This window comes from Bradyrhizobium sp. Pha-3 (assembly GCF_042258325.1).
Lineage (GTDB): Bacteria > Pseudomonadota > Alphaproteobacteria > Rhizobiales > Xanthobacteraceae > Bradyrhizobium > Bradyrhizobium elkanii.
Genome location: NZ_CP170151.1, coordinates 1014711 through 1031536 on the forward strand (window position 1 = coordinate 1014711; position 16826 = coordinate 1031536).

18 protein-coding genes are annotated in these 16826 nt (G+C 64.0%); 12 read left to right on the forward strand and 6 right to left on the reverse strand.

The window, feature by feature from the left end; all coding sequences use genetic code 11:
* The 4 genes from pstA (at position 1) to phoB (ending at position 3339) form a co-directional block, all read left to right on the forward strand.
* Complete coding sequence (gene pstA, locus ACE10X_RS04805; protein WP_038384872.1) at positions 1 to 846, forward strand: phosphate ABC transporter permease PstA; 846 nt, start codon at positions 1 to 3, stop codon at positions 844 to 846.
* Positions 843 to 1661 (forward strand): phosphate ABC transporter ATP-binding protein PstB, encoded by an 819-nt coding sequence (gene pstB / locus ACE10X_RS04810; protein ID WP_016844065.1) that lies wholly within the window; start codon positions 843 to 845, stop codon positions 1659 to 1661. The genes pstA and pstB overlap by 4 nt, the downstream gene beginning before the upstream one ends.
* Positions 1662 to 1766: 105 nt before the next feature.
* The gene (phoU, locus tag ACE10X_RS04815) at positions 1767 to 2483 is read left to right on the forward strand and encodes a phosphate signaling complex protein PhoU (protein WP_038384871.1); all 717 of its coding nucleotides are present in this window, start codon (positions 1767 to 1769) and stop codon (positions 2481 to 2483) included.
* Positions 2484 to 2628: 145 nt separating this feature from the next.
* Positions 2629 to 3339, forward strand: a complete 711-nt coding sequence (phoB, locus tag ACE10X_RS04820) for a phosphate regulon transcriptional regulator PhoB (RefSeq protein ID WP_016844067.1) — start codon at positions 2629 to 2631, stop codon at positions 3337 to 3339.
* 238 nt (positions 3340 to 3577) lie between these two features.
* On the opposite strand, the gene ACE10X_RS04825 is transcribed toward phoB, so the two are convergent.
* The gene (locus ACE10X_RS04825; RefSeq protein WP_018269585.1) at positions 3578 to 4090 is read right to left on the reverse strand and encodes a GcrA family cell cycle regulator; all 513 of its coding nucleotides are present in this window, start codon (positions 4088 to 4090) and stop codon (positions 3578 to 3580) included.
* Positions 4091 to 4578: 488 nt separating this feature from the next.
* Between ACE10X_RS04825 and ACE10X_RS04830 the strand changes: the two genes are divergently transcribed.
* From ACE10X_RS04830 to ACE10X_RS04840, 3 genes are all read left to right on the forward strand, one after another.
* Positions 4579 to 5787, forward strand: coding sequence for an aspartate aminotransferase family protein (locus tag ACE10X_RS04830; RefSeq protein ID WP_038387610.1), 1209 nt, complete (start codon positions 4579 to 4581; stop codon positions 5785 to 5787).
* Positions 5787 to 6713, forward strand: coding sequence for an ornithine carbamoyltransferase (gene argF / locus ACE10X_RS04835; protein ID WP_038387609.1), 927 nt, complete (start codon positions 5787 to 5789; stop codon positions 6711 to 6713). The genes ACE10X_RS04830 and argF overlap by 1 nt, the downstream gene beginning before the upstream one ends.
* Positions 6714 to 6920: 207 nt before the next feature.
* On the forward strand, positions 6921 to 7922 hold the full coding sequence (locus tag ACE10X_RS04840) for an Hsp33 family molecular chaperone (RefSeq protein WP_038387608.1): 1002 nt from the start codon (positions 6921 to 6923) through the stop codon (positions 7920 to 7922).
* Between the two features lie 37 nt (positions 7923 to 7959).
* Here ACE10X_RS04840 and ACE10X_RS04845 read toward each other — a convergent pair whose 3' ends face one another.
* From ACE10X_RS04845 to ACE10X_RS04855, 3 genes are read right to left on the reverse strand one after another with little or no spacing between them, the layout of a single operon-like run.
* Entirely contained in the window at positions 7960 to 8190 is a 231-nt protein-coding gene (locus tag ACE10X_RS04845; RefSeq protein ID WP_038387607.1) for a hypothetical protein, read from the reverse strand.
* Positions 8191 to 8211: 21 nt separating this feature from the next.
* Positions 8212 to 8583: a signal transduction histidine kinase gene (locus ACE10X_RS04850; protein WP_375764059.1), complete on the reverse strand. Its 372-nt coding sequence runs from the start codon at positions 8581 to 8583 to the stop codon at positions 8212 to 8214.
* Between the two features lie 27 nt (positions 8584 to 8610).
* The gene (locus tag ACE10X_RS04855) at positions 8611 to 9105 is read right to left on the reverse strand and encodes a hypothetical protein (RefSeq protein ID WP_375764060.1); all 495 of its coding nucleotides are present in this window, start codon (positions 9103 to 9105) and stop codon (positions 8611 to 8613) included.
* Between the two features lie 969 nt (positions 9106 to 10074).
* Here ACE10X_RS04855 and ACE10X_RS04860 point away from each other — a divergent pair.
* Positions 10075 to 10335, forward strand: coding sequence for a DUF1488 domain-containing protein (locus tag ACE10X_RS04860; protein WP_080583540.1), 261 nt, complete (start codon positions 10075 to 10077; stop codon positions 10333 to 10335).
* Positions 10336 to 10662: 327 nt separating this feature from the next.
* Here ACE10X_RS04860 and ACE10X_RS04865 read toward each other — a convergent pair whose 3' ends face one another.
* A complete protein-coding gene (locus ACE10X_RS04865) occupies positions 10663 to 10986 on the reverse strand; it encodes a hypothetical protein (RefSeq protein ID WP_038387604.1) in 324 nt (107 codons plus the stop codon).
* Positions 10987 to 11258: 272 nt separating this feature from the next.
* Complete coding sequence (apaG, locus tag ACE10X_RS04870; RefSeq protein ID WP_038387612.1) at positions 11259 to 11657, reverse strand: Co2+/Mg2+ efflux protein ApaG; 399 nt, start codon at positions 11655 to 11657, stop codon at positions 11259 to 11261.
* A 273-nt stretch (positions 11658 to 11930) separates the two neighbouring features.
* On the opposite strand from apaG, the gene ACE10X_RS04875 reads away from it, so the two are divergent.
* From ACE10X_RS04875 to glpK, 4 genes are all read left to right on the forward strand, one after another.
* A complete protein-coding gene (locus ACE10X_RS04875) occupies positions 11931 to 13190 on the forward strand; it encodes an OpgC domain-containing protein (protein ID WP_038387603.1) in 1260 nt (419 codons plus the stop codon).
* A gap of 14 nt (positions 13191 to 13204) precedes the next feature.
* Positions 13205 to 13969 carry an SGNH/GDSL hydrolase family protein gene (locus ACE10X_RS04880; RefSeq protein ID WP_051003241.1) on the forward strand — a complete coding sequence of 255 codons (765 nt, stop codon included), beginning with the start codon at positions 13205 to 13207 and terminating at the stop codon, positions 13967 to 13969.
* 14 nt (positions 13970 to 13983) lie between these two features.
* Positions 13984 to 14982 (forward strand): SGNH/GDSL hydrolase family protein, encoded by a 999-nt coding sequence (locus ACE10X_RS04885; protein WP_038387602.1) that lies wholly within the window; start codon positions 13984 to 13986, stop codon positions 14980 to 14982.
* A 258-nt stretch (positions 14983 to 15240) separates the two neighbouring features.
* Positions 15241 to 16743: a glycerol kinase GlpK gene (glpK, locus tag ACE10X_RS04890; protein ID WP_038387601.1), complete on the forward strand. Its 1503-nt coding sequence runs from the start codon at positions 15241 to 15243 to the stop codon at positions 16741 to 16743.
* Positions 16744 to 16826: the final 83 nt, after the last annotated feature.

The following is a 16826-nucleotide window of genomic DNA, read 5'->3' on the forward strand; positions in this document are numbered from 1 at the left end:
ATGAACCCGATCTACAAATCCCGCCGCCGCAGCGACATTATCATCCGCGCACTCTGTGTCGGCGCGGCGCTGTTCGGCGTCACCTGGCTGGCGCTGATCCTGATCACGCTGCTCTATAACGGCATCGCCGGCCTCAGCGTGCAGCTGTTCACGCAAAACACGCCGCCGCCCGGCTCGACCGAAGGCGGCCTGCTCAACGCCATCGTCGGCTCGCTCATCATGACGGTGATCGGCGTCGGCATCGGCGCGCCGCTCGGCCTGTTCGCCGGCACCTACCTCGCCGAATACGGCAAGCACGACAAGCTGACCTCGGTGATCCGCTTCATCAACGACATCCTGCTCAGCGCGCCCTCGATCATCATCGGCCTGTTCATCTATGGTGCGGTGGTGGTGCCGATGCGCGGCTTCTCGGCGATCGCAGGCAGTCTCGCGCTCGCGGTGATCGTGATCCCGGTCGTGCTGCGCACCACCGAGGACATGCTGCTCTTGGTGCCCAATCCGCTGCGCGAGGCCGCCTCCGCGCTTGGCCTGCCGCGTTCGCTGGTGATCAAGCGGATCGCCTATCGTGCGGCGCGATCGGGTCTGATCACCGGCGTGCTGCTGGCGACCGCCCGTGTCGCCGGTGAGACCGCGCCGCTGCTGTTCACCGCGCTGTCGAACCAGTTCTTCAGCCTGGATCTGACCAAGACGATGGCCAACCTGCCGGTGACCATCAACAACTTCGTGCAGAGCCCCTACGCCTACTGGAAAGAGCTGGCGTGGAGCGGTGCGCTGCTCATCACATTCACCGTGCTCGCGTTGAATATCGGCGCGCGTATCCTTGGTGCCGAAAGGGCCGCAAAATGACCGAGCTTTCCGTCTCCACGACTGCCGCGGGCCACGTTCCCCAGGTTCCGCTGCCGGAAGCGCCGCCGAAAGTCACGGTGCGCAACCTCAACTTCTACTACGGCGAGCACCACGCGCTGAAGAACATCAACCTGACGCTCGGCACCAACCGCGTCACGGCGTTCATCGGCCCGTCCGGCTGCGGCAAGTCGACCCTGCTGCGCATCTTTAACCGGATGTACGACCTCTATCCGGGCCAGCGCGCGGTCGGCCAGCTGATGCTGGACCAGACCAACATTCTCGACCCCAAGCTCGACCTCAACTTGCTGCGCGCGCGGGTCGGCATGGTGTTCCAGAAGCCGACGCCGTTCCCGATGACGATCTACGAGAACATCGCCTTCGGCATCCGCCTCTACGAGAAGATCTCGAAGTCCGAGATGGACGACCGGGTCGAGAAGGCGCTGCGCGGCGGCGCGCTGTGGAACGAGGTCAAGGACAAGCTGAACGCCTCCGGCCTGTCGCTCTCCGGCGGCCAGCAGCAGCGCCTGTGCATCGCACGCACCGTGGCGGTGCGCCCCGAGGTGATCCTGTTCGACGAGCCGTGCTCGGCGCTCGACCCGATCTCGACCGCCAAGGTCGAGGAGCTGATCCAGGAGCTCTCCGAGGACTACACGATCGCGATCGTCACCCACAACATGCAGCAGGCGGCGCGCGTCTCCGACAAGACCGCCTTCATGTATCTCGGCGAGCTGATCGAGTTCGATGACACCAACAAGATATTCACCTCACCGAGCGATCGGCGCACCCAGGACTACATCACCGGCCGGTTCGGTTGACCGGGCATGATCCGAAAAGGTGGAAACCGGTTTTCCAATCAGGTCATGCTAAAATTCAGGAAACGAAACCATAATCCCCGGGATCATGGTTGAGGGAGACAAGCGATGGCTTCTGAACATACCGCCAAGGCATTCGACAGCGACCTGCAGGAGTTGACCCGCCTGGTCGCCGAGATGGGCGGCCTGGTCGAACGGATGATTACCGAGTCGGTCGACGCGCTGATCCGTCGCGACGTCGCGCTCGGCAAGCGCGTGGTCGCCGCCGACATCGAGATCGACAATCTGCAGCGCAACATCGAAGAGCGCGCGGTGCTGACGATCGCGCGCCGCCAGCCGATGGCGATCGACCTGCGTGAGATCGTCAGCGCGATGCGCGTCGCCACCGACCTCGAGCGGATCGGCGACCTCGCCAAGAACATGGGCAAGCGCGTCGCGGCGCTGGAGAGCGATTTCCAGCCGCTGAAGCTGATCCGCGGCCTCGAGCACATGACCGACCTCGTGCTGTCGCAGGTCAAGTCGGTGCTCGACGCCTATGCCGCGCACGACCTGCCGGCGGCGATGAACGTCTGGAAGGGCGACGAGGAGGTCGATGCGATCTGCACCTCGCTGTTCCGCGAACTGCTCACCTACATGATGGAAGATCCGCGCAACATCTCGTTCTGCATCCATCTGATGTTCTGCGCCAAGAACATCGAGCGGATCGGCGATCACGCCACCAATATCGCAGAGACCGTGTTCTACATGATCGAGGGCCAGCAGATCACCGACAAGCGCCCGAAGGGGGACATGACCACTTTTGCCACCGCGGTGCCGGGCAACTGAGGCATGATCGGCAAGCGCGGAACCGGCAAGAGTGAAACTGGACGATCCTCGCGACAAATCGTTTCCGCGGGAACTATGTTCAAGGAAGTAAGCGTTTCGGTTTGCGTCTGGGCAACGGATCACCACAGAGAAAGAACTTAAACCGATGAGCGCACGCATTCTGGTAGTCGAAGACGAGGAAGCGCTGACGACGCTGTTGCGCTACAACCTCGATGCGGAAGGCTACGATGTCGAGACGGTGGGGCGCGGCGACGATGCCGACACGAGGCTGAAGGAGCGCGTTCCCGACCTCGTGGTGCTCGACTGGATGCTGCCGGGCCTGTCCGGCATCGAGCTGTGCCGCCGCCTGCGGGCGCGGCCCGAGACCAAGCAGCTTCCGATCATCATGCTGACCGCGCGCGGCGAGGAAAGCGAGCGCGTGCGCGGGCTTGCCACCGGCGCCGACGATTACATCGTCAAGCCGTTCTCGGTGCCGGAGCTGCTGGCGCGGGTGAAGGGCCTCTTGCGCCGCGCGAGCCCCGAGCGGCTTGCGACCGTGCTGACTTATGGCGACATCGAACTCGACCGCGAGAAGCGCCGCGTGGCGCGCTCGGGCCGCCCGATCGATCTCGGGCCGACCGAGTATCGCCTGCTTGAATTCTTCCTCGAGCATCCCGGCCGCGTGTTCAGCCGCGAGCAGCTGCTCGACAGTGTCTGGGGCCGCGACATCTACATCGATGAACGCACCGTCGACGTGCATATCGGCCGCCTGCGCAAGCTGCTCAATCCCGGCCGCGAGCAGGATCCGATCCGCACCGTGCGCGGCGCCGGCTACGCGCTCGACGACCGCTTCGCCAAGGCCGAGCCGCAGCCGTAACGGGCGTGTGGCCATCGCAAGCCGTAACATGGCGTCGTCCCGGCGAGAGCCGGGACCCATAACCACGAATGGGTGTTGTTAGAAAGCCGTCTGGCCGCTTGCCGATTGCGCCGGCCGCGGCGTATGGGTCCCGGCCTGCGCCGGGACGACGGCGGTGATGTAACGGGCTACGCGCCACAAAAAAATCCCCGCTTTCGCGGGGATTTGTTTTTGAGTTCGTCCGTAGTTTCCCGAGTGCTCACTTGATCTGCGGCTTCGCCGAAGGCCGGCGGCGATCGGCGGCGGGCTGGTAGGCGACGCGCGAGTGATGCGCGCAATAGGGCAGGCCGGCGAGCGCCTTGCCGCCGCAGAAGAAGAACTCCGGGCTCGAGGGATCGCCGACCGGCCAGTGACAGGTGGCCTCGTTGAGCTCGAGCAGCGACAGCCGCTGGCTCATCGGCACCACATTGTCGTAGGAGATCGGATCGGGCTCCATCTCGACCTCGAAGGCGTGCGCCAGCGCGGTGTTGCCGCGCGAGACCGGGCGCGCCACCCGCATCATGTGCTGGGCGGGGCGGGCCTTGCGCTGCCGCGGCGCGGCCGTGGAGGGTGCCTTGGCGCGGCCAGAGAGGCCGAGCCGATGCACTTTGCCGATCACGGCGTTTCGCGTCACATTGCCAAGTTCCGCCGCGATCTGGCTGGCCGACAGGCCGGACTCCCAGAGCTTCTTCAGCTGCTCGACGCGATCGTCGGACCAGGTCAATACAGTCATCGCATTCTTCCCTTCGCGTAGCGCCGGCCAATCATTGGAGCGGCGCTGCGAGCCAATCTGGACAAATATCCCTGCGGCCAGAATCCCTTAGCCCTCGCCGGGCGCGGTCTTGCGCCCGAACGTTTACGCGCGATACGAAGGCTACTTAGAGGGTCCAGTACTGCCGCACGAGATGTCGTACCCGACAGGCCAAACGCTACAATATGGCGTGACTCTGGCGCAAGAGTCCGCGGCCGTGCGTCCACATGTTCCCACACAGTTAAGCATTGCGATGAGGCTTTTCCACCGCACCGGAATGCTCCGGATTGCGCTCGTTTCGCATTGCAGGAAGGCCACTTCGTGGCGATTGACACTTACTGACCGCAGCATAGAATGCCCGCCACGTGCCGCCCGCAAAGGCGGCCGTTTTGTTTTCCGAAGCTGGCCGTTGCTGCGCTGGCGTCAAGGCGCAGCGGCAATTGTCGGCTTAAAAACCGTCAGTGAACGCCATGACCAACGCTGCCACGTCGCATCTGCTCCCCGTCTTCGCCAGGGTCGATCTCGGCTTCGAGCGCGGTGAGGGCGCCTGGCTGATCGCAACCAACGGCGACCGCTATCTCGATTTCACCTCGGGCGTCGCGGTCAACGCACTCGGGCATGCGCATCCGCATCTGGTCAAGGCGCTGCAGGAACAGGCGACCAAGCTCTGGCACATGTCGAACCTGTTCAAGAGCCCGGACGGCGAGGTGCTTGCCGCGCGGCTGTGCGAGCAGAGCTTTGCCGACTTCGTGTTCTTCTGCAATTCCGGCGCGGAAGCGATGGAGGGCGTGATCAAACTGGTCCGCCACTATCACTTCTCCAAGGGCCATGGCGAGCGCTACCGCATCATCACCTTCGAGGGCGCCTTCCACGGCCGCACGCTGGGCACGCTGGCGGCGACCGGCTCGGCGAAATATCTCGAGGGCTTCGGCCCGCCGATGGACGGCTTCGACCAGGTGCCGCATGGCGACATCGAGGCGGTGAAGAAGGTGATCGGCCCGCACACCGCCGGCATCCTGATCGAGCCGGTGCAGGGCGAGGGCGGCGTGCGCTCGGCGCCGCAGGCGTTCTTCAAGGCACTGCGCGCGCTCTGCGACGAGCATGGCCTGTTGCTGGCATTCGACGAGGTGCAGACCGGCATGGGCCGCACCGGCGAGTTGTTCGCCTACAAGCGCACCGGCGTCACGCCGGACGTGATGTCGCTGGCCAAGGCGCTCGGCGGCGGTTTCCCGATCGGCGCGGTGCTGGCGACCGCGAAAGCGGCCGAAGGCATGGCGCCCGGCTCGCACGGCTCGACCTTTGGCGGCAATCCGCTCGCGGTCGCCGCCGCCAATGCCGTGCTCGACGTCATGCTGAAACCCGGCTTCTTCGAGCATGTGCAGAAGATGTCGCTGCTGCTCAAGCAGAAGCTCGCTTCCGTCGTCGACCGCTATCCCGGCGTGCTGTCGGAGGTGCGCGGCGAGGGGCTGTTGATCGGCGTCAAGGCGGTGGTGCCGTCGGGCGACCTGATCGCAGCACTGCGCAGCGAGAAGCTGCTCACCGTCGGTGCCGGCGACAATGTGGTGCGGTTCCTGGCGCCGCTGATCGTGACCGAGGCCGAGATCGATACGTCGATCACTGCGCTCGAGCGCGCCTGCGCGACATTGCCGGCGGCGCAGCCGAAGAAGGCGGCTGGATAATGAGCAAGCCGGTCCGCCACTTCCTCGATATCAACGAACTGCCGCTCGGCGAGCTGCGCAACATGCTGTCCGCCGGCGCCGCCATGAAGGCGAAGCTGAAGGCGCATGAGAAGGGCAGGAAGCCGCTCGAAGGCAAGACGCTGGCGATGATCTTCGAGCGCCCGTCGACCCGCACAAGGGTGTCGTTCGACGTCGGCATGCGCCAGCTCGGCGGTGAATCGATCATGCTGACCGGTGCCGAGATGCAGCTCGGCCGCGGCGAGACCATCGCCGACACCGCGCGCGTGCTGTCACGCTATGTCGATGCGATCATGATCCGCATCCTCAACCATGACGCGCTGCTCGAGCTCGCGGCTCACGCCACCGTCCCGGTCATCAACGGCCTGACCCGGCGTTCGCATCCCTGCCAGGTGATGGCCGACCTCATGACCTATGAGGAAAATCGCGGCTCGATCGAGGGCAAGACCGTGGCCTGGACCGGCGACGACAACAACGTGCTGGCCTCCTGGGCGCATGCCGCCGAGCGGTTCAAGTTCCAGCTCAATGTCGCGACCCCGCCGGAGCTGGCGCCGAAGAAGCCGATGCGCGACTGGATCAAGGCGACCGGCGCGCCGATCGTGCTCGGCACCGATCCGGAAGCCGCCGTGCGCGGCGCCGACTGCGTCGTCACCGACACCTGGGTGTCGATGGGCGACAAGGAGGGCGAGCACCGCCACAACGTGCTGCGGCCCTATCAGGTCAATGCCAAGCTGATGTCGCTCGCCAAGCCGGACGCATTGTTCATGCACTGCCTGCCCGCGCATCGCGGCGAGGAGGTCACCGACGAGGTGATCGACGGGCCGCAATCCGTGGTGTTCGACGAGGCGGAAAACCGCCTGCATGCGCAGAAGGGCATCCTGGCCTGGTGTTTCGACGCGGTCGCGTAGTCGTAGACCAGTAAGCGTTGTCGTCCCGGGCAAGCGCAGCGCGACCCGGGACCCATAACCACCGCTGTCAATTGTTGCGAAGGCTGGGGCACCAGCTTGATGCAGCAACTCACATTGGTGGTTATGGGTCCCTGCCTTCGCCGGGACGACGATCTCTCGTTGAGTGAACCCCTTTATTTCATGGTCCGAGACCTCAGATAGAGCGCCATGGTTTCACAATCCCCCGACATCAAAATCACGCCCGAAGCGCCGGTTCGCGCGCCCTCAGCGGTTCCTGTCGACGATGCCGTGCTGGCCTTCGAGGTCGGCGCGCTGGACCTGCGCGGCCGGCTGACCCGGCTCGGCCCCGCGCTCGACGAGATCCTGCACAAGCACGATTATCCGCCCGCGGTCGGCAAGCTGCTCGGCGAGGCCATCGTGCTCACCACGCTGCTCGGCTCGTCGGTCAAGTTCGAGGGCCGCTTCATCCTGCAGACCCGGACCGACGGTCCGGTGTCGCTCCTGATCGTCGATTTCCAGGCGCCGGATCGGCTGCGCGCCTATGCGCGCTACGACGCATCGCGCCTCAAGAACGGCCAGAACTCGGGCGAACTGCTCGGCAAGGGCCACCTCGCGATGACCATCGATCAGGGCTCGAACACCAGCCGCTACCAGGGACTGGTCGCGCTCGACGGCGGCGGTCTGGAAGAGGCGGCCCATGAATATTTCCTGCGCTCGGAGCAGATTCCGACGCGGGTGCGGCTTGCGGTCGGCGAGGAGATGCGCGGCGGCGAGGGCGGCAAGCTGCACTGGCGCGCCGGCGGCATCCTGCTGCAATTCCTGCCCAAGGCGCCCGAGCGCGCCAAGCAGGCCGATCTGCATCCCGGCGATGCGCCGGAAGGCACCGCCACGCATAGCGTGCCGGACGATGATGCCTGGGTCGAGGGCCAGTCGTTGATCTCGACCGTCGAGGACGTCGAGTTGATCGATCCCGATCTGTCCGGCGAGCGGCTGCTCTATCGCCTGTTCCACGAACGCGGCGTTCGCGTCTTCAACCCGCAAGCGCTGCGTGCGCAGTGCTCCTGCTCGCGCGATGCGGTGTCGTCGATGCTGAAGAGCTTTGCGCCGAATGACCGTGCCGAGATGGTGAAGGACGGCAAGGTCGTCGTGACCTGCGAGTTCTGCTCGTCGGTGTATGAGTTCACGCCGCAGGAAGCCGGCGTGGAGTAGGCGGGAAACCGACCACGAGGCCCGGTAACCAGGCCTGTCAGCTCAGCAAGATGCGGGTCTGGCTGGCGGCGTCATAGATTTCGATCTGAAGCATCGGATAAGCCGCCTTCAGTTGTCGGCCAGAGGTTTCAGCAGCCTCGGCGGTGTCGAACTCCGACTTAAACTGCTTGTCGACAATGATCACGAAACCTTCGGTTGGCGGCCGGTCGGCGCGCAGTGGTTTCTTCGGCTCTGGTTCGTCAATGGAGAGCAGGGATTTCTTCGTCATGGGATTCCTCCTGGATCGATCTCAACTCAGCCGGTGAAACGCGGGCGGCAGGGTCTCGCGCACGAGTCCGCTCAGATTCAAGGTTTCCCCGCTGTCGGTAATGTCCGAGAACAATACCTCGACATAGGGATGCTGGCGGTTGAGCGCAGCACCACGCTGGTATTTCGCACTGACGATCCGCTCGATCGCCGCCAGGTTCAGCTTGCCGAGCGCGTTGTATTGATCGCGGAACAGGCTCTGATGTCCGCCGCGGTGCTCGATAGACTCGGCCCAGACGTCCATCACCTTGCGGCCGATGAATGCCTCGACCCGTTCATTTCCATCACGGGCGAGAAGCCGCAGCCCGCCCATGCTGTGGTGTCCGTCATCGACGCAAAATTGGGTAAGTGACATGGCGAATCTCCTGTTGTCGTAGTTGGCTCACATCGGCAGTCCATCGGGGACTGCACCTCCTTCATTATCCCATCGGGACAAAGCCGCAGCGCCCGATCTCGCATCCTGACGCGCCTCCAGAACCTTGTCGCGACCTGCATCATCCTTGTGCTTGTGTAGGAAGCGCGCGATCTGCCCGCGGAGCGCCGCCGTCTCCAACAGTTTTCCGACTGATCCGGCGGTGTCGAAGATTTCCCGCTGCAGCGCCTTCGGCAGGACGTTCCATTGCATGATGATGGCCGCGCCGAGACACCGCAGAACGTACTCCTCTTCGGCGGCAAGGGCGGCGCCGAGAGAACGGTCCTGCTCCGCAACGTTTATTGCGTTGTCGAAATTGTTCGCCAATCCTTGCTCATTATCCGCGAGCGAAGCGAGGCGGTCTTGCTGCTCTTGAACCTTGCGGCTTTCGCCCTGACTGCTCGAACGCTTGATCAGTTCGCCGTATGCGGCTGCCTTGGCGCGGTACTCCTGAGACTTGAACATGGCAGGCCCTTTCCTTGGAGGTCTCCGCGCATTCCGACCAATCTCGATGGCTGACGAGGATTGATTTGTATATGGGAGGCAAAGGGTCGAATAACGAGCACCAAGGCCACAAATCACCGGGCACAAGCAAATCGGATGGCGCGCGCGAATATCTGTACCGCGACAACGTTCACCGCGGTCGCCTGTTCCTCAAGCACAGTTGAAAGCAATGTCGAAGCCATCGCTTGGTGAGAGGCGACCGGAGGCCATGCCCCGGTGGTATCGGGAGAATGATGGCCTCCGTCGGCCCCGTACTGGAGCCGCTTCTCCTCGAGATCGCAGTTAGCGCGGCGTTCGCAGGCCGGGAGACGTCAGCCATTCATCGATGTGCGAGGCGGTCTCGACCAGGCGCGCCTTGCGAAGCATCGCGTCACGCTGAAGGCCAGGAAGGAATGGCTTCGCAGCATCCCTTGTCCTCACGGCTTCCAACGCCGGCAGATCATGAGGCGGCGGTTCAGGCTGGCTGTGTTGAGCAATCGGCATAAAACTCTCCTGGTCACTGGCGGGAGCTTAGTCACCGATATCGGCCAGAGGCGGAGCAGTGATGACCGCAGTAGATACCCCTTACGTCCGGTAGTCGACTCAATTCGCAATCGGGGGCATATCCAGACTTTAGCGCGAGGAGCGCAACACGCTCGGTGAGCGACGACAGCCTGAAGCCCGCGGTGATATCGCGCACGCGGAGACCTTTCCGCCAAACACGGGACGAATTGCATCTATTTGTCGGGGCTTGGTGCGAATGGGCTTGTCATTTGCTGGTGCGGTAGCCACTTGATCAGCAGCGCAACTGTATCGTTACAGCATCCCCTTTGCGGAAGCGCGAACCCTTAGCTGCCAAATCTTGTAACCGATCGACCAAACGTCACGTCGCCTGAATGTGCGCGTCACGGATCACGACAAGCTGTGGCAACAACCTGATAGGCCTTACCCATGATTGAATTTCCAAATCATAGTCGTTCATACGACCAAACGCGGCGCGCCGTGCGGTTTTGGGGATACGACAGTGCTATTGAGGCATCGTTCTTCGTTACCGAAGGCGCGTTGAAACGGCTTCAATCGGATGCCTACCTCGACGAGCCTGGTCTTCTGCACGCATTCGATGCCAACCGCGATCTGATATGTGCCGCTGCCGCCAGGGTTTATGTCCGCGGAAGCAGAGGTTCTTACGATCTGGTCGCCGCGAATTTCTGAAACCAGCGGCTTCGATCTGATCTCGCGCGACAATTTGGCAGATTGAGCGCGTTAGTCGCACGCCGGGCTTGCAAGCGATCAAAAGGAGGATGTCATGGATACGAGTTTCCTACAGACTTTCCTGGCGTGCGGAGCAATCTTCGTTCTCTCGTTCGTTGCGATCGGGGCTTTCTGGCTCCTGGAGCGCATGCGAGGCGCCGGTGCCCCTCGCTTGTGAAGGTGGGGCAGGCGGCCGGTGGACCCAGGTCCACGCCGTTTGAGATGCCGCGCCTGCAAAAAGAAAAGCCGCGGATTTCTCCGCGGCCGTTCTGACGCTTTTCCGCTTCCTCAGTAGCGGTCGGTGCCGATTCCGATGCTCACGCCTGGAGCGCGGAATCCGATGCCATCACGCTCTTCATAGCCACGGCGCTCGATGTAGCGCTCGCGAGGCGCGTATCCGTATGAATCACCGGGCTCACGGACGATGACGCGGCGTTCGCCACGTGCGCGCCAGCAACGGCCGGCTTCATCGCAAACCATGCGAACGTTCTGGATGTTGCTCTCCGGCGCGACGGACGGGCCGAGTGAAAGCGGTCCGGCAGAAACAGTGGTTGTGGCAGTCATGACAAGTGCGCTTGCGCCGGCTGCCAAATAGATCGCGAGATTCTTCATTTGCTCCTCCAAAAGGTGCTGTGTGTCAGGGAGCCAAGAGTCTCGGGAGACATTGGTTCCTGGCGCCGACCGGTCGATTGTATTGATTGCGTGGCGGCCGTGCTGTCGAATGCGCAATTGCACACTGAATGATGACGAGTTGAGCTCAGTCGTGCCGCGTTTGCCCGTCGGGTCGATCAGAAAAACCGGAACTATTGCTAGTTTTCAGAACTATCCTGCCCCGAGTTCACGGGTATGACTGCGTGGGGTGCGGCGGCACACCGACGGCACGGCTAGTTCAGCACCCGCTTGCCGCCCGGGCTCGGGCTATCCAGCGAGAAGGTCGGCACGTCGATGTCGAAGCGCTCGCCGGCTTCGGTGACCATCTGATAGCTGCCGGTCATGAAGCCGGAGGCGGTCGGCAGCGGCACGCCTGAGGTGTATTCGAAGCGCTCGCCGGGCGCGAGCACCGGCTGCTCGCCGACCACGCCCTCGCCGCGCACCTCCTGGCGGCGGCCGGTGGCGTCGGTGATGATCCAGTGCCGCGTCCGCAGCTGCACCGTTTCCGGGCTCGAATTGACGATCACTATCTTGTACGACCAGAAATATTCGCGCCGGTCGACCGACGAGCGCTCCGGCATGAAGTTCGGCTCGACGGTGACTTCGATCTGGCGGGTAACGGCGCGGTACATGCGGCTCAATCCGATGGTCCTGGCGTATGGTCCGTTTTCGACCGGATCATGCTCGAACAGGGCGCCATCATAGCCAATTGAGCCGCCGGAACCAATCGCCTGCCAGGCCGCGAAAAGGCGGCCCAAGGGCGGTCCGTTCATCGTGGTTTCAACATAGTTCCGCTCTAAAGCGCGGCCGCATGCCGCCGCACTCCGTGCTTTGTCGGCAACTCGCGGACCGATATTATCTTTTCAGCACGGCGTGCGGGGCGTCCGCGGCCGACACGGTGTTTGATGAGCTCGATTGCCGACCCCATAGCCGGTTCGCCGGTCGCTGACGCCAAGGCCGAGGTAAAGGCTGAGGCCGAGGCGAAGGTTGCTGCGCCCGCGATCACGCTGCCGGCGACCGGCGAGCGCGAGCTCCGCCTCGATCTGTTCCGCGGGCTCGCGCTGTGGCTGATCTTCATCGATCATCTGCCGACCAATCTTCTGACCTGGCTGACGATCCGCAATTACGGCTTCTCCGACGCCACCGAGATCTTCATCTTCATCTCCGGCTACACCGCGGCCTTCGTCTACGGCCGCGCGATGCTGGAGGGCGGCTTCGTGATCGCGACCGCGCGCATCCTGCGCCGGGTCTGGCAGATCTATGTCGCGCATGTCTTCCTGTTCACGATCTTCCTCGCCGAGATCTCCTATGTCGCGACCTCGTTCGAGAACCCGCTCTACAGCGAGGAAATGGGGATCATGGACTTCCTCAAGCAGCCCGACGTCACCATCGTCCAGGCGCTGTTGCTGCGCTTCCGTCCCGTCAACATGGACGTGCTGCCGCTCTATATAGTCTTGATGCTGTTCCTGCCGCTGATCCTGTGGCTGATGAAATGGAAGCCCGACGTCACGCTCGGCCTCTCGGTCGTGCTCTACGCGCTGACCTGGCAGTTCGACCTCTATCTCTCGGCCTATCCGAACGGCTTCTGGGCATTCAATCCGTTCGCCTGGCAATTGCTGTTCGTGTTCGGCGCCTGGTGCGCGCTCGGCGGCGCGCGGCGGATGTCGCGCATCCTGTCGTCGAACATCACGATGTGGATCTGCATCGTCTATCTGGTCGCGGCGTTCTTCGTGACGCTGACCTGGTACGTGCCGCAGCTCGGCCACATCATGCCGAAGGTGATCGAGCAATGGATGTATCCGATCAACAAGACCGACCTGGACGTGTTGCGGTTCGCGCACTTCCTGGCGCTCGCCGCGCTCACCGTGCGCTTCCTGCCCAGGGACTGGCCGGGGCTGAAATCGCCCTGGCTGCGACCTTTGATCCTGTGTGGCCAGCACTCGCTTGAGATATTCTGTCTCGGGGTCTTCCTCGCCTTTGCCGGTCACTTCGTGCTTGCCGAAGTATCTGGCGGTGCCGCACTGCACGCCTTGATCAGCGTCTGCGGCATCCTCATCATGTGCGGCATGGCGTGGATCATTTCGTGGTACAAGCACTCCGCCGACAAAGGCGCCTCGAAAAAAGGCGCCGCCGGCAACGCCGATCTGGCGGGAGGGGGAGCATGAAGTCCGCGCGGACGATGCTGGGCCAGACGCTGCTCGCAGCCTGCCTGACGGCCGGTTTGGCGGCGGCGCCCGCGCGCGCCGGCGACACGGCGGAGCCGGCACCGCCGCCGCCCTGCGAGGTGCCCGCCTATCTGCTTTCGAGCGAGAGCTCGCTGCCCAAGGTCACCGACGCCATCAAGTCCAACCGGCCGCTCAACGTGCTGGTGGTCGGCAGCCGCTCCTCGACCATCCAGGGCAACGAGGCGAGCGCCTATCCGGCCACGCTGCAGGTGGCGCTGAAGGAGGCGTTGCCGTCGTCGACGATCGATCTATCCGTAGAATTACAGGGAAAGAGCACCGCCGAGGAGACCGCGGGAACTCTTGTTAAGCTTGTTGAAGCAAAAAAGCCTACTTTGGTTATCTGGCAGACCGGAACGGTCGATGCTATGCGAGCAGTCGATCCCGACGATTTCCGTACCGCCATCAACGAAGGCGTTGTTGCGTTGCGGGACGCCGGGACCGACGTGGTGCTGGTCAATCTGCAATACAGCCCGCGTACGGAGACGATGATCTCTGCGCCGCCATATCTCGACAACATGAAGGTGGTGGCGCAGCAGCACGACGTTCCGCTGTTCGACCGGTTCGCGATTATGAAGCAGTGGAGCGACGCCGGATATTTTGACCTGTTCAGCACCTCGCATGGTGTCGATCTGGCCAAGAAGGTTCATGCCTGTCTCGGCCGCGCACTGGCGAAATTCGTGATCGATGCGGCCCATCTGGGCCCGGTGCAGCAGAATTAGAGGAAGCAGAGTAAATGCGTTTTGCCTTCCCTTTTCGCGCTTCCGCAGGGCGGAGTCTGTGCGCCGCTGCGGCGCTTGCACTGCTCGCGGTCGCGCCGTCGCGCGCGCAGACCGGGCAGGCCGACCAGCATGCGGCGCTTTCGTCCGACGGCAAGGGCGAGGCTGCAAAGCCTGACGCGACGCAGCCCGCTGCGACGGCCGATGCGGCCAATCCGCCGCAACCCGGCGCCGCCGCGAAGGCGTTCGACAAGGTGAAGCAGGCCGCGAAATCCGCCAGCGACATCTTCCACCGCGTGCCCTGTCATCAGCCCAAGGGCGTGCCGAACAGCACCGGCTCGCTGCCGCATGTCGCGGCCAAGCTCGCCGCCGGCAAGCCGGTCGTCATCATCGCGTTCGGCTCGTCCTCGACCCAGGGCTATGGATCGTCGGCGCCGGAATTCACCTATCCGAACCGGCTCGCCGGACAGTTGCGCCGGCAGTATCCCTCCGCCGACATCACCGTGCTCAATCGCGGCAAGGGCGGCGAGGACGCGCCCGAGATGATGGCGCGGTTGCAAACCGAAGTGATCGACGTACATCCCGACATGGTGATCTGGCAGGTCGGCACCAACGCGGTGCTGCGCAACCTCGACCCTGCCGAGACCGCCAAGCAGGTCGAGAACGGCGTGGCGCGCCTTCAGGCGTCCGGCGCCGACGTCGTGCTGGTCGATCCGCAATATTCGCCGCGCGTCACCGAGCGTCCCGAAAGCGCGCGCGGCATGGTGAAGCTGCTCGGCCGCATCGCCGCGCTGCGCCATGTCGGCATCTTCCCGCGCTTCGAGGTGATGCGCGACTGGCACGAGAAACAGGCGATCCCGATCACCGATTTCGTCACCGCCGACGGCCTGCACATGAACGACTGGGGCTACGCCTGCTTCGCCCAGCTGCTCGGCGACGACATCATCCGCTCGGTCGGCGCGATCAAGATCGGCGTCAATGTCCCCGCCGACGTCAGGACCTACCGGCCGATGTGATCGGACGCTCTCTTCGCTCGATCACCGTCACCCTGAGGTGGCCGCTTCTTCAGCGGCCCTCGAAGGGTCGACAGCCCGACTGTGGCCGTGCATCCTTCGAGACGCGCTTCGCGCTCCTCAGGATGACGGGGCTGGCAGCATTGCCGTCATTTGCCTTAGCGGTAACGCTAGCACCAATCTTGACCTCGCCGCGGTAATCCGCTCCCTTTGCGCCTGCACCAATCCCTCTTGGGATGAAGCTCTTTAAGGGAAACGCTCATGTCTTTCGTGCTGGCCATCGATCAGGGCACCACATCGTCGCGCGCCATGGTGTTTCGCGGCGACATCTCCATCGCCGCCGTCGCGCAGCAGGAGTTTCCGCAGCATTTCCCCGCCTCCGGCTGGGTCGAGCACGAGCCGGAGGACATCTGGACCTCGACCGTGATGGTGTGCCGCGATGCGCTGGAGAAGGCCGGCCTCAAGGCGAAAGACATCGCCGCGATCGGCATCACCAACCAGCGCGAAACCACCGTGGTTTGGGACCGCGCCACCGGACAGGCCGTGCACCGCGCCATCGTCTGGCAGGACCGCCGCACCGCCGACATCTGCGCAAAACTCAAGGCCGAGGGCCATGAGCCGGCGATCTCGGCCAAGACCGGTCTCATTATCGATCCCTATTTCTCCGGCACAAAAGTCGCCTGGATCCTCGATCACGTGCCGGGCGCGCGCGAGCGCGCCGAGCGCGGCGAACTGCTGTTCGGCACCGTCGACTGCTATCTGCTGTGGCGGCTCACCGGCGGGCGAGTCCACGCCACCGACGCCACCAACGCCTCGCGCACGCTGCTGTTCAACATCCACACCGGCGCCTGGGACGACGACCTCGTCAACCTCTTGCGCGTGCCGCGCTCGATGCTTCCCGAAGTGAAGGATTCCTCCGCCCGCTTCGGCGAGAGCGCCGCCGATCTGTTCGGCGGCCCGATCGCGATCTCCGGCATTGCCGGCGATCAGCAGGCCGCGACCATCGGCCAGGCCTGCTTCGAGCCCGGCATGATGAAGTCGACCTACGGCACCGGCTGCTTCGCGCTGCTCAACACCGGCACCACGCCGGTGGCCTCGAAGAACAAGCTGCTCACCACCATCGCGTATCAGCTCGGCGGCCAGCGCACCTACGCGCTGGAGGGCTCGATCTTCGTCGCCGGCAGCGCGGTGCAGTGGCTGCGCGACGGGCTCGGTATCATCAAGCATGCCGCCGAGACCGGGCCGCTCGCCGACAAGTCGGACAGCATGCAGAGCGTCTATCTCGTGCCCGCCTTCGTCGGCATGGGCGCGCCGTACTGGAATCCGCGCGTGCGCGGCGCGCTGTTCGGGTTGACCCGCAACACCGGTCCGGCCGAGCTCGCGCATGCCACGCTGGAGAGCGTCTGCTACCAGACCTTCGATCTGTGGGCCGCGATGCGCACCGACTGGCCGGAGGCCAATGCCGCCAACACCGTGCTGCGCGTCGACGGCGGCATGACCGCCTCGGACTGGACCATGCAGCGCCTCGCCGATCTGCTCAACGCCCCGGTCGATCGCCCGATGATCCAGGAGACCACGGCGCTCGGGGCCGCCTATCTCGCCGGCCTCGATGCCGGCGTCTATCCGGAGCCCGCGAAGTTCGCCGACAATTGGCGGCTCGAGCACCGCTTCCGGCCGGCGATGAGCCAGGCAACGCGCGAGCGCAAGCTCGCCGGCTGGGCCCGCGCCGTGAAGGGCGTGCTGGCGAGCGACGAGGGGGAGTAGTAATGATCTGACGCTGCGGCAGCTCGCTGCACCTCTCCCGCTTGCGAGGGAGGTCGCATTGCATCGGAGATGCAATGCGGGTG

What these genes read in the sequence shown, in the direction of transcription:
- ACE10X_RS04850 (WP_375764059.1), bottom strand. Translation starts at nt 8,583, where the DNA reads ATGTCACTTACCCAATTTTGCGTCGATGACGGACACCACAGCATGGGC.
- glpK (WP_038387601.1), top strand. Translation starts at nt 15,241, where the DNA reads ATGTCTTTCGTGCTGGCCATCGATCAGGGCACCACATCGTCGCGCGCC.
- phoB (WP_016844067.1), top strand. Translation starts at nt 2,629, where the DNA reads ATGAGCGCACGCATTCTGGTAGTCGAAGACGAGGAAGCGCTGACGACG.
- ACE10X_RS04860 (WP_080583540.1), top strand. Translation starts at nt 10,075, where the DNA reads ATGATTGAATTTCCAAATCATAGTCGTTCATACGACCAAACGCGGCGC.
- apaG (WP_038387612.1), bottom strand. Translation starts at nt 11,657, where the DNA reads ATGTACCGCGCCGTTACCCGCCAGATCGAAGTCACCGTCGAGCCGAAC.
- pstB (WP_016844065.1), top strand. Translation starts at nt 843, where the DNA reads ATGACCGAGCTTTCCGTCTCCACGACTGCCGCGGGCCACGTTCCCCAG.
- pstA (WP_038384872.1), top strand. Translation starts at nt 1, where the DNA reads ATGAACCCGATCTACAAATCCCGCCGCCGCAGCGACATTATCATCCGC.
- phoU (WP_038384871.1), top strand. Translation starts at nt 1,767, where the DNA reads ATGGCTTCTGAACATACCGCCAAGGCATTCGACAGCGACCTGCAGGAG.
- ACE10X_RS04825 (WP_018269585.1), bottom strand. Translation starts at nt 4,090, where the DNA reads ATGACTGTATTGACCTGGTCCGACGATCGCGTCGAGCAGCTGAAGAAG.
- ACE10X_RS04865 (WP_038387604.1), bottom strand. Translation starts at nt 10,986, where the DNA reads ATGAAGAATCTCGCGATCTATTTGGCAGCCGGCGCAAGCGCACTTGTC.
- ACE10X_RS04880 (WP_051003241.1), top strand. Translation starts at nt 13,205, where the DNA reads ATGCTGGGCCAGACGCTGCTCGCAGCCTGCCTGACGGCCGGTTTGGCG.
- ACE10X_RS04855 (WP_375764060.1), bottom strand. Translation starts at nt 9,105, where the DNA reads ATGTTCAAGTCTCAGGAGTACCGCGCCAAGGCAGCCGCATACGGCGAA.
- ACE10X_RS04840 (WP_038387608.1), top strand. Translation starts at nt 6,921, where the DNA reads ATGGTTTCACAATCCCCCGACATCAAAATCACGCCCGAAGCGCCGGTT.
- argF (WP_038387609.1), top strand. Translation starts at nt 5,787, where the DNA reads ATGAGCAAGCCGGTCCGCCACTTCCTCGATATCAACGAACTGCCGCTC.
- ACE10X_RS04845 (WP_038387607.1), bottom strand. Translation starts at nt 8,190, where the DNA reads ATGACGAAGAAATCCCTGCTCTCCATTGACGAACCAGAGCCGAAGAAA.
- ACE10X_RS04875 (WP_038387603.1), top strand. Translation starts at nt 11,931, where the DNA reads ATGAGCTCGATTGCCGACCCCATAGCCGGTTCGCCGGTCGCTGACGCC.
- ACE10X_RS04830 (WP_038387610.1), top strand. Translation starts at nt 4,579, where the DNA reads ATGACCAACGCTGCCACGTCGCATCTGCTCCCCGTCTTCGCCAGGGTC.
- ACE10X_RS04885 (WP_038387602.1), top strand. Translation starts at nt 13,984, where the DNA reads ATGCGTTTTGCCTTCCCTTTTCGCGCTTCCGCAGGGCGGAGTCTGTGC.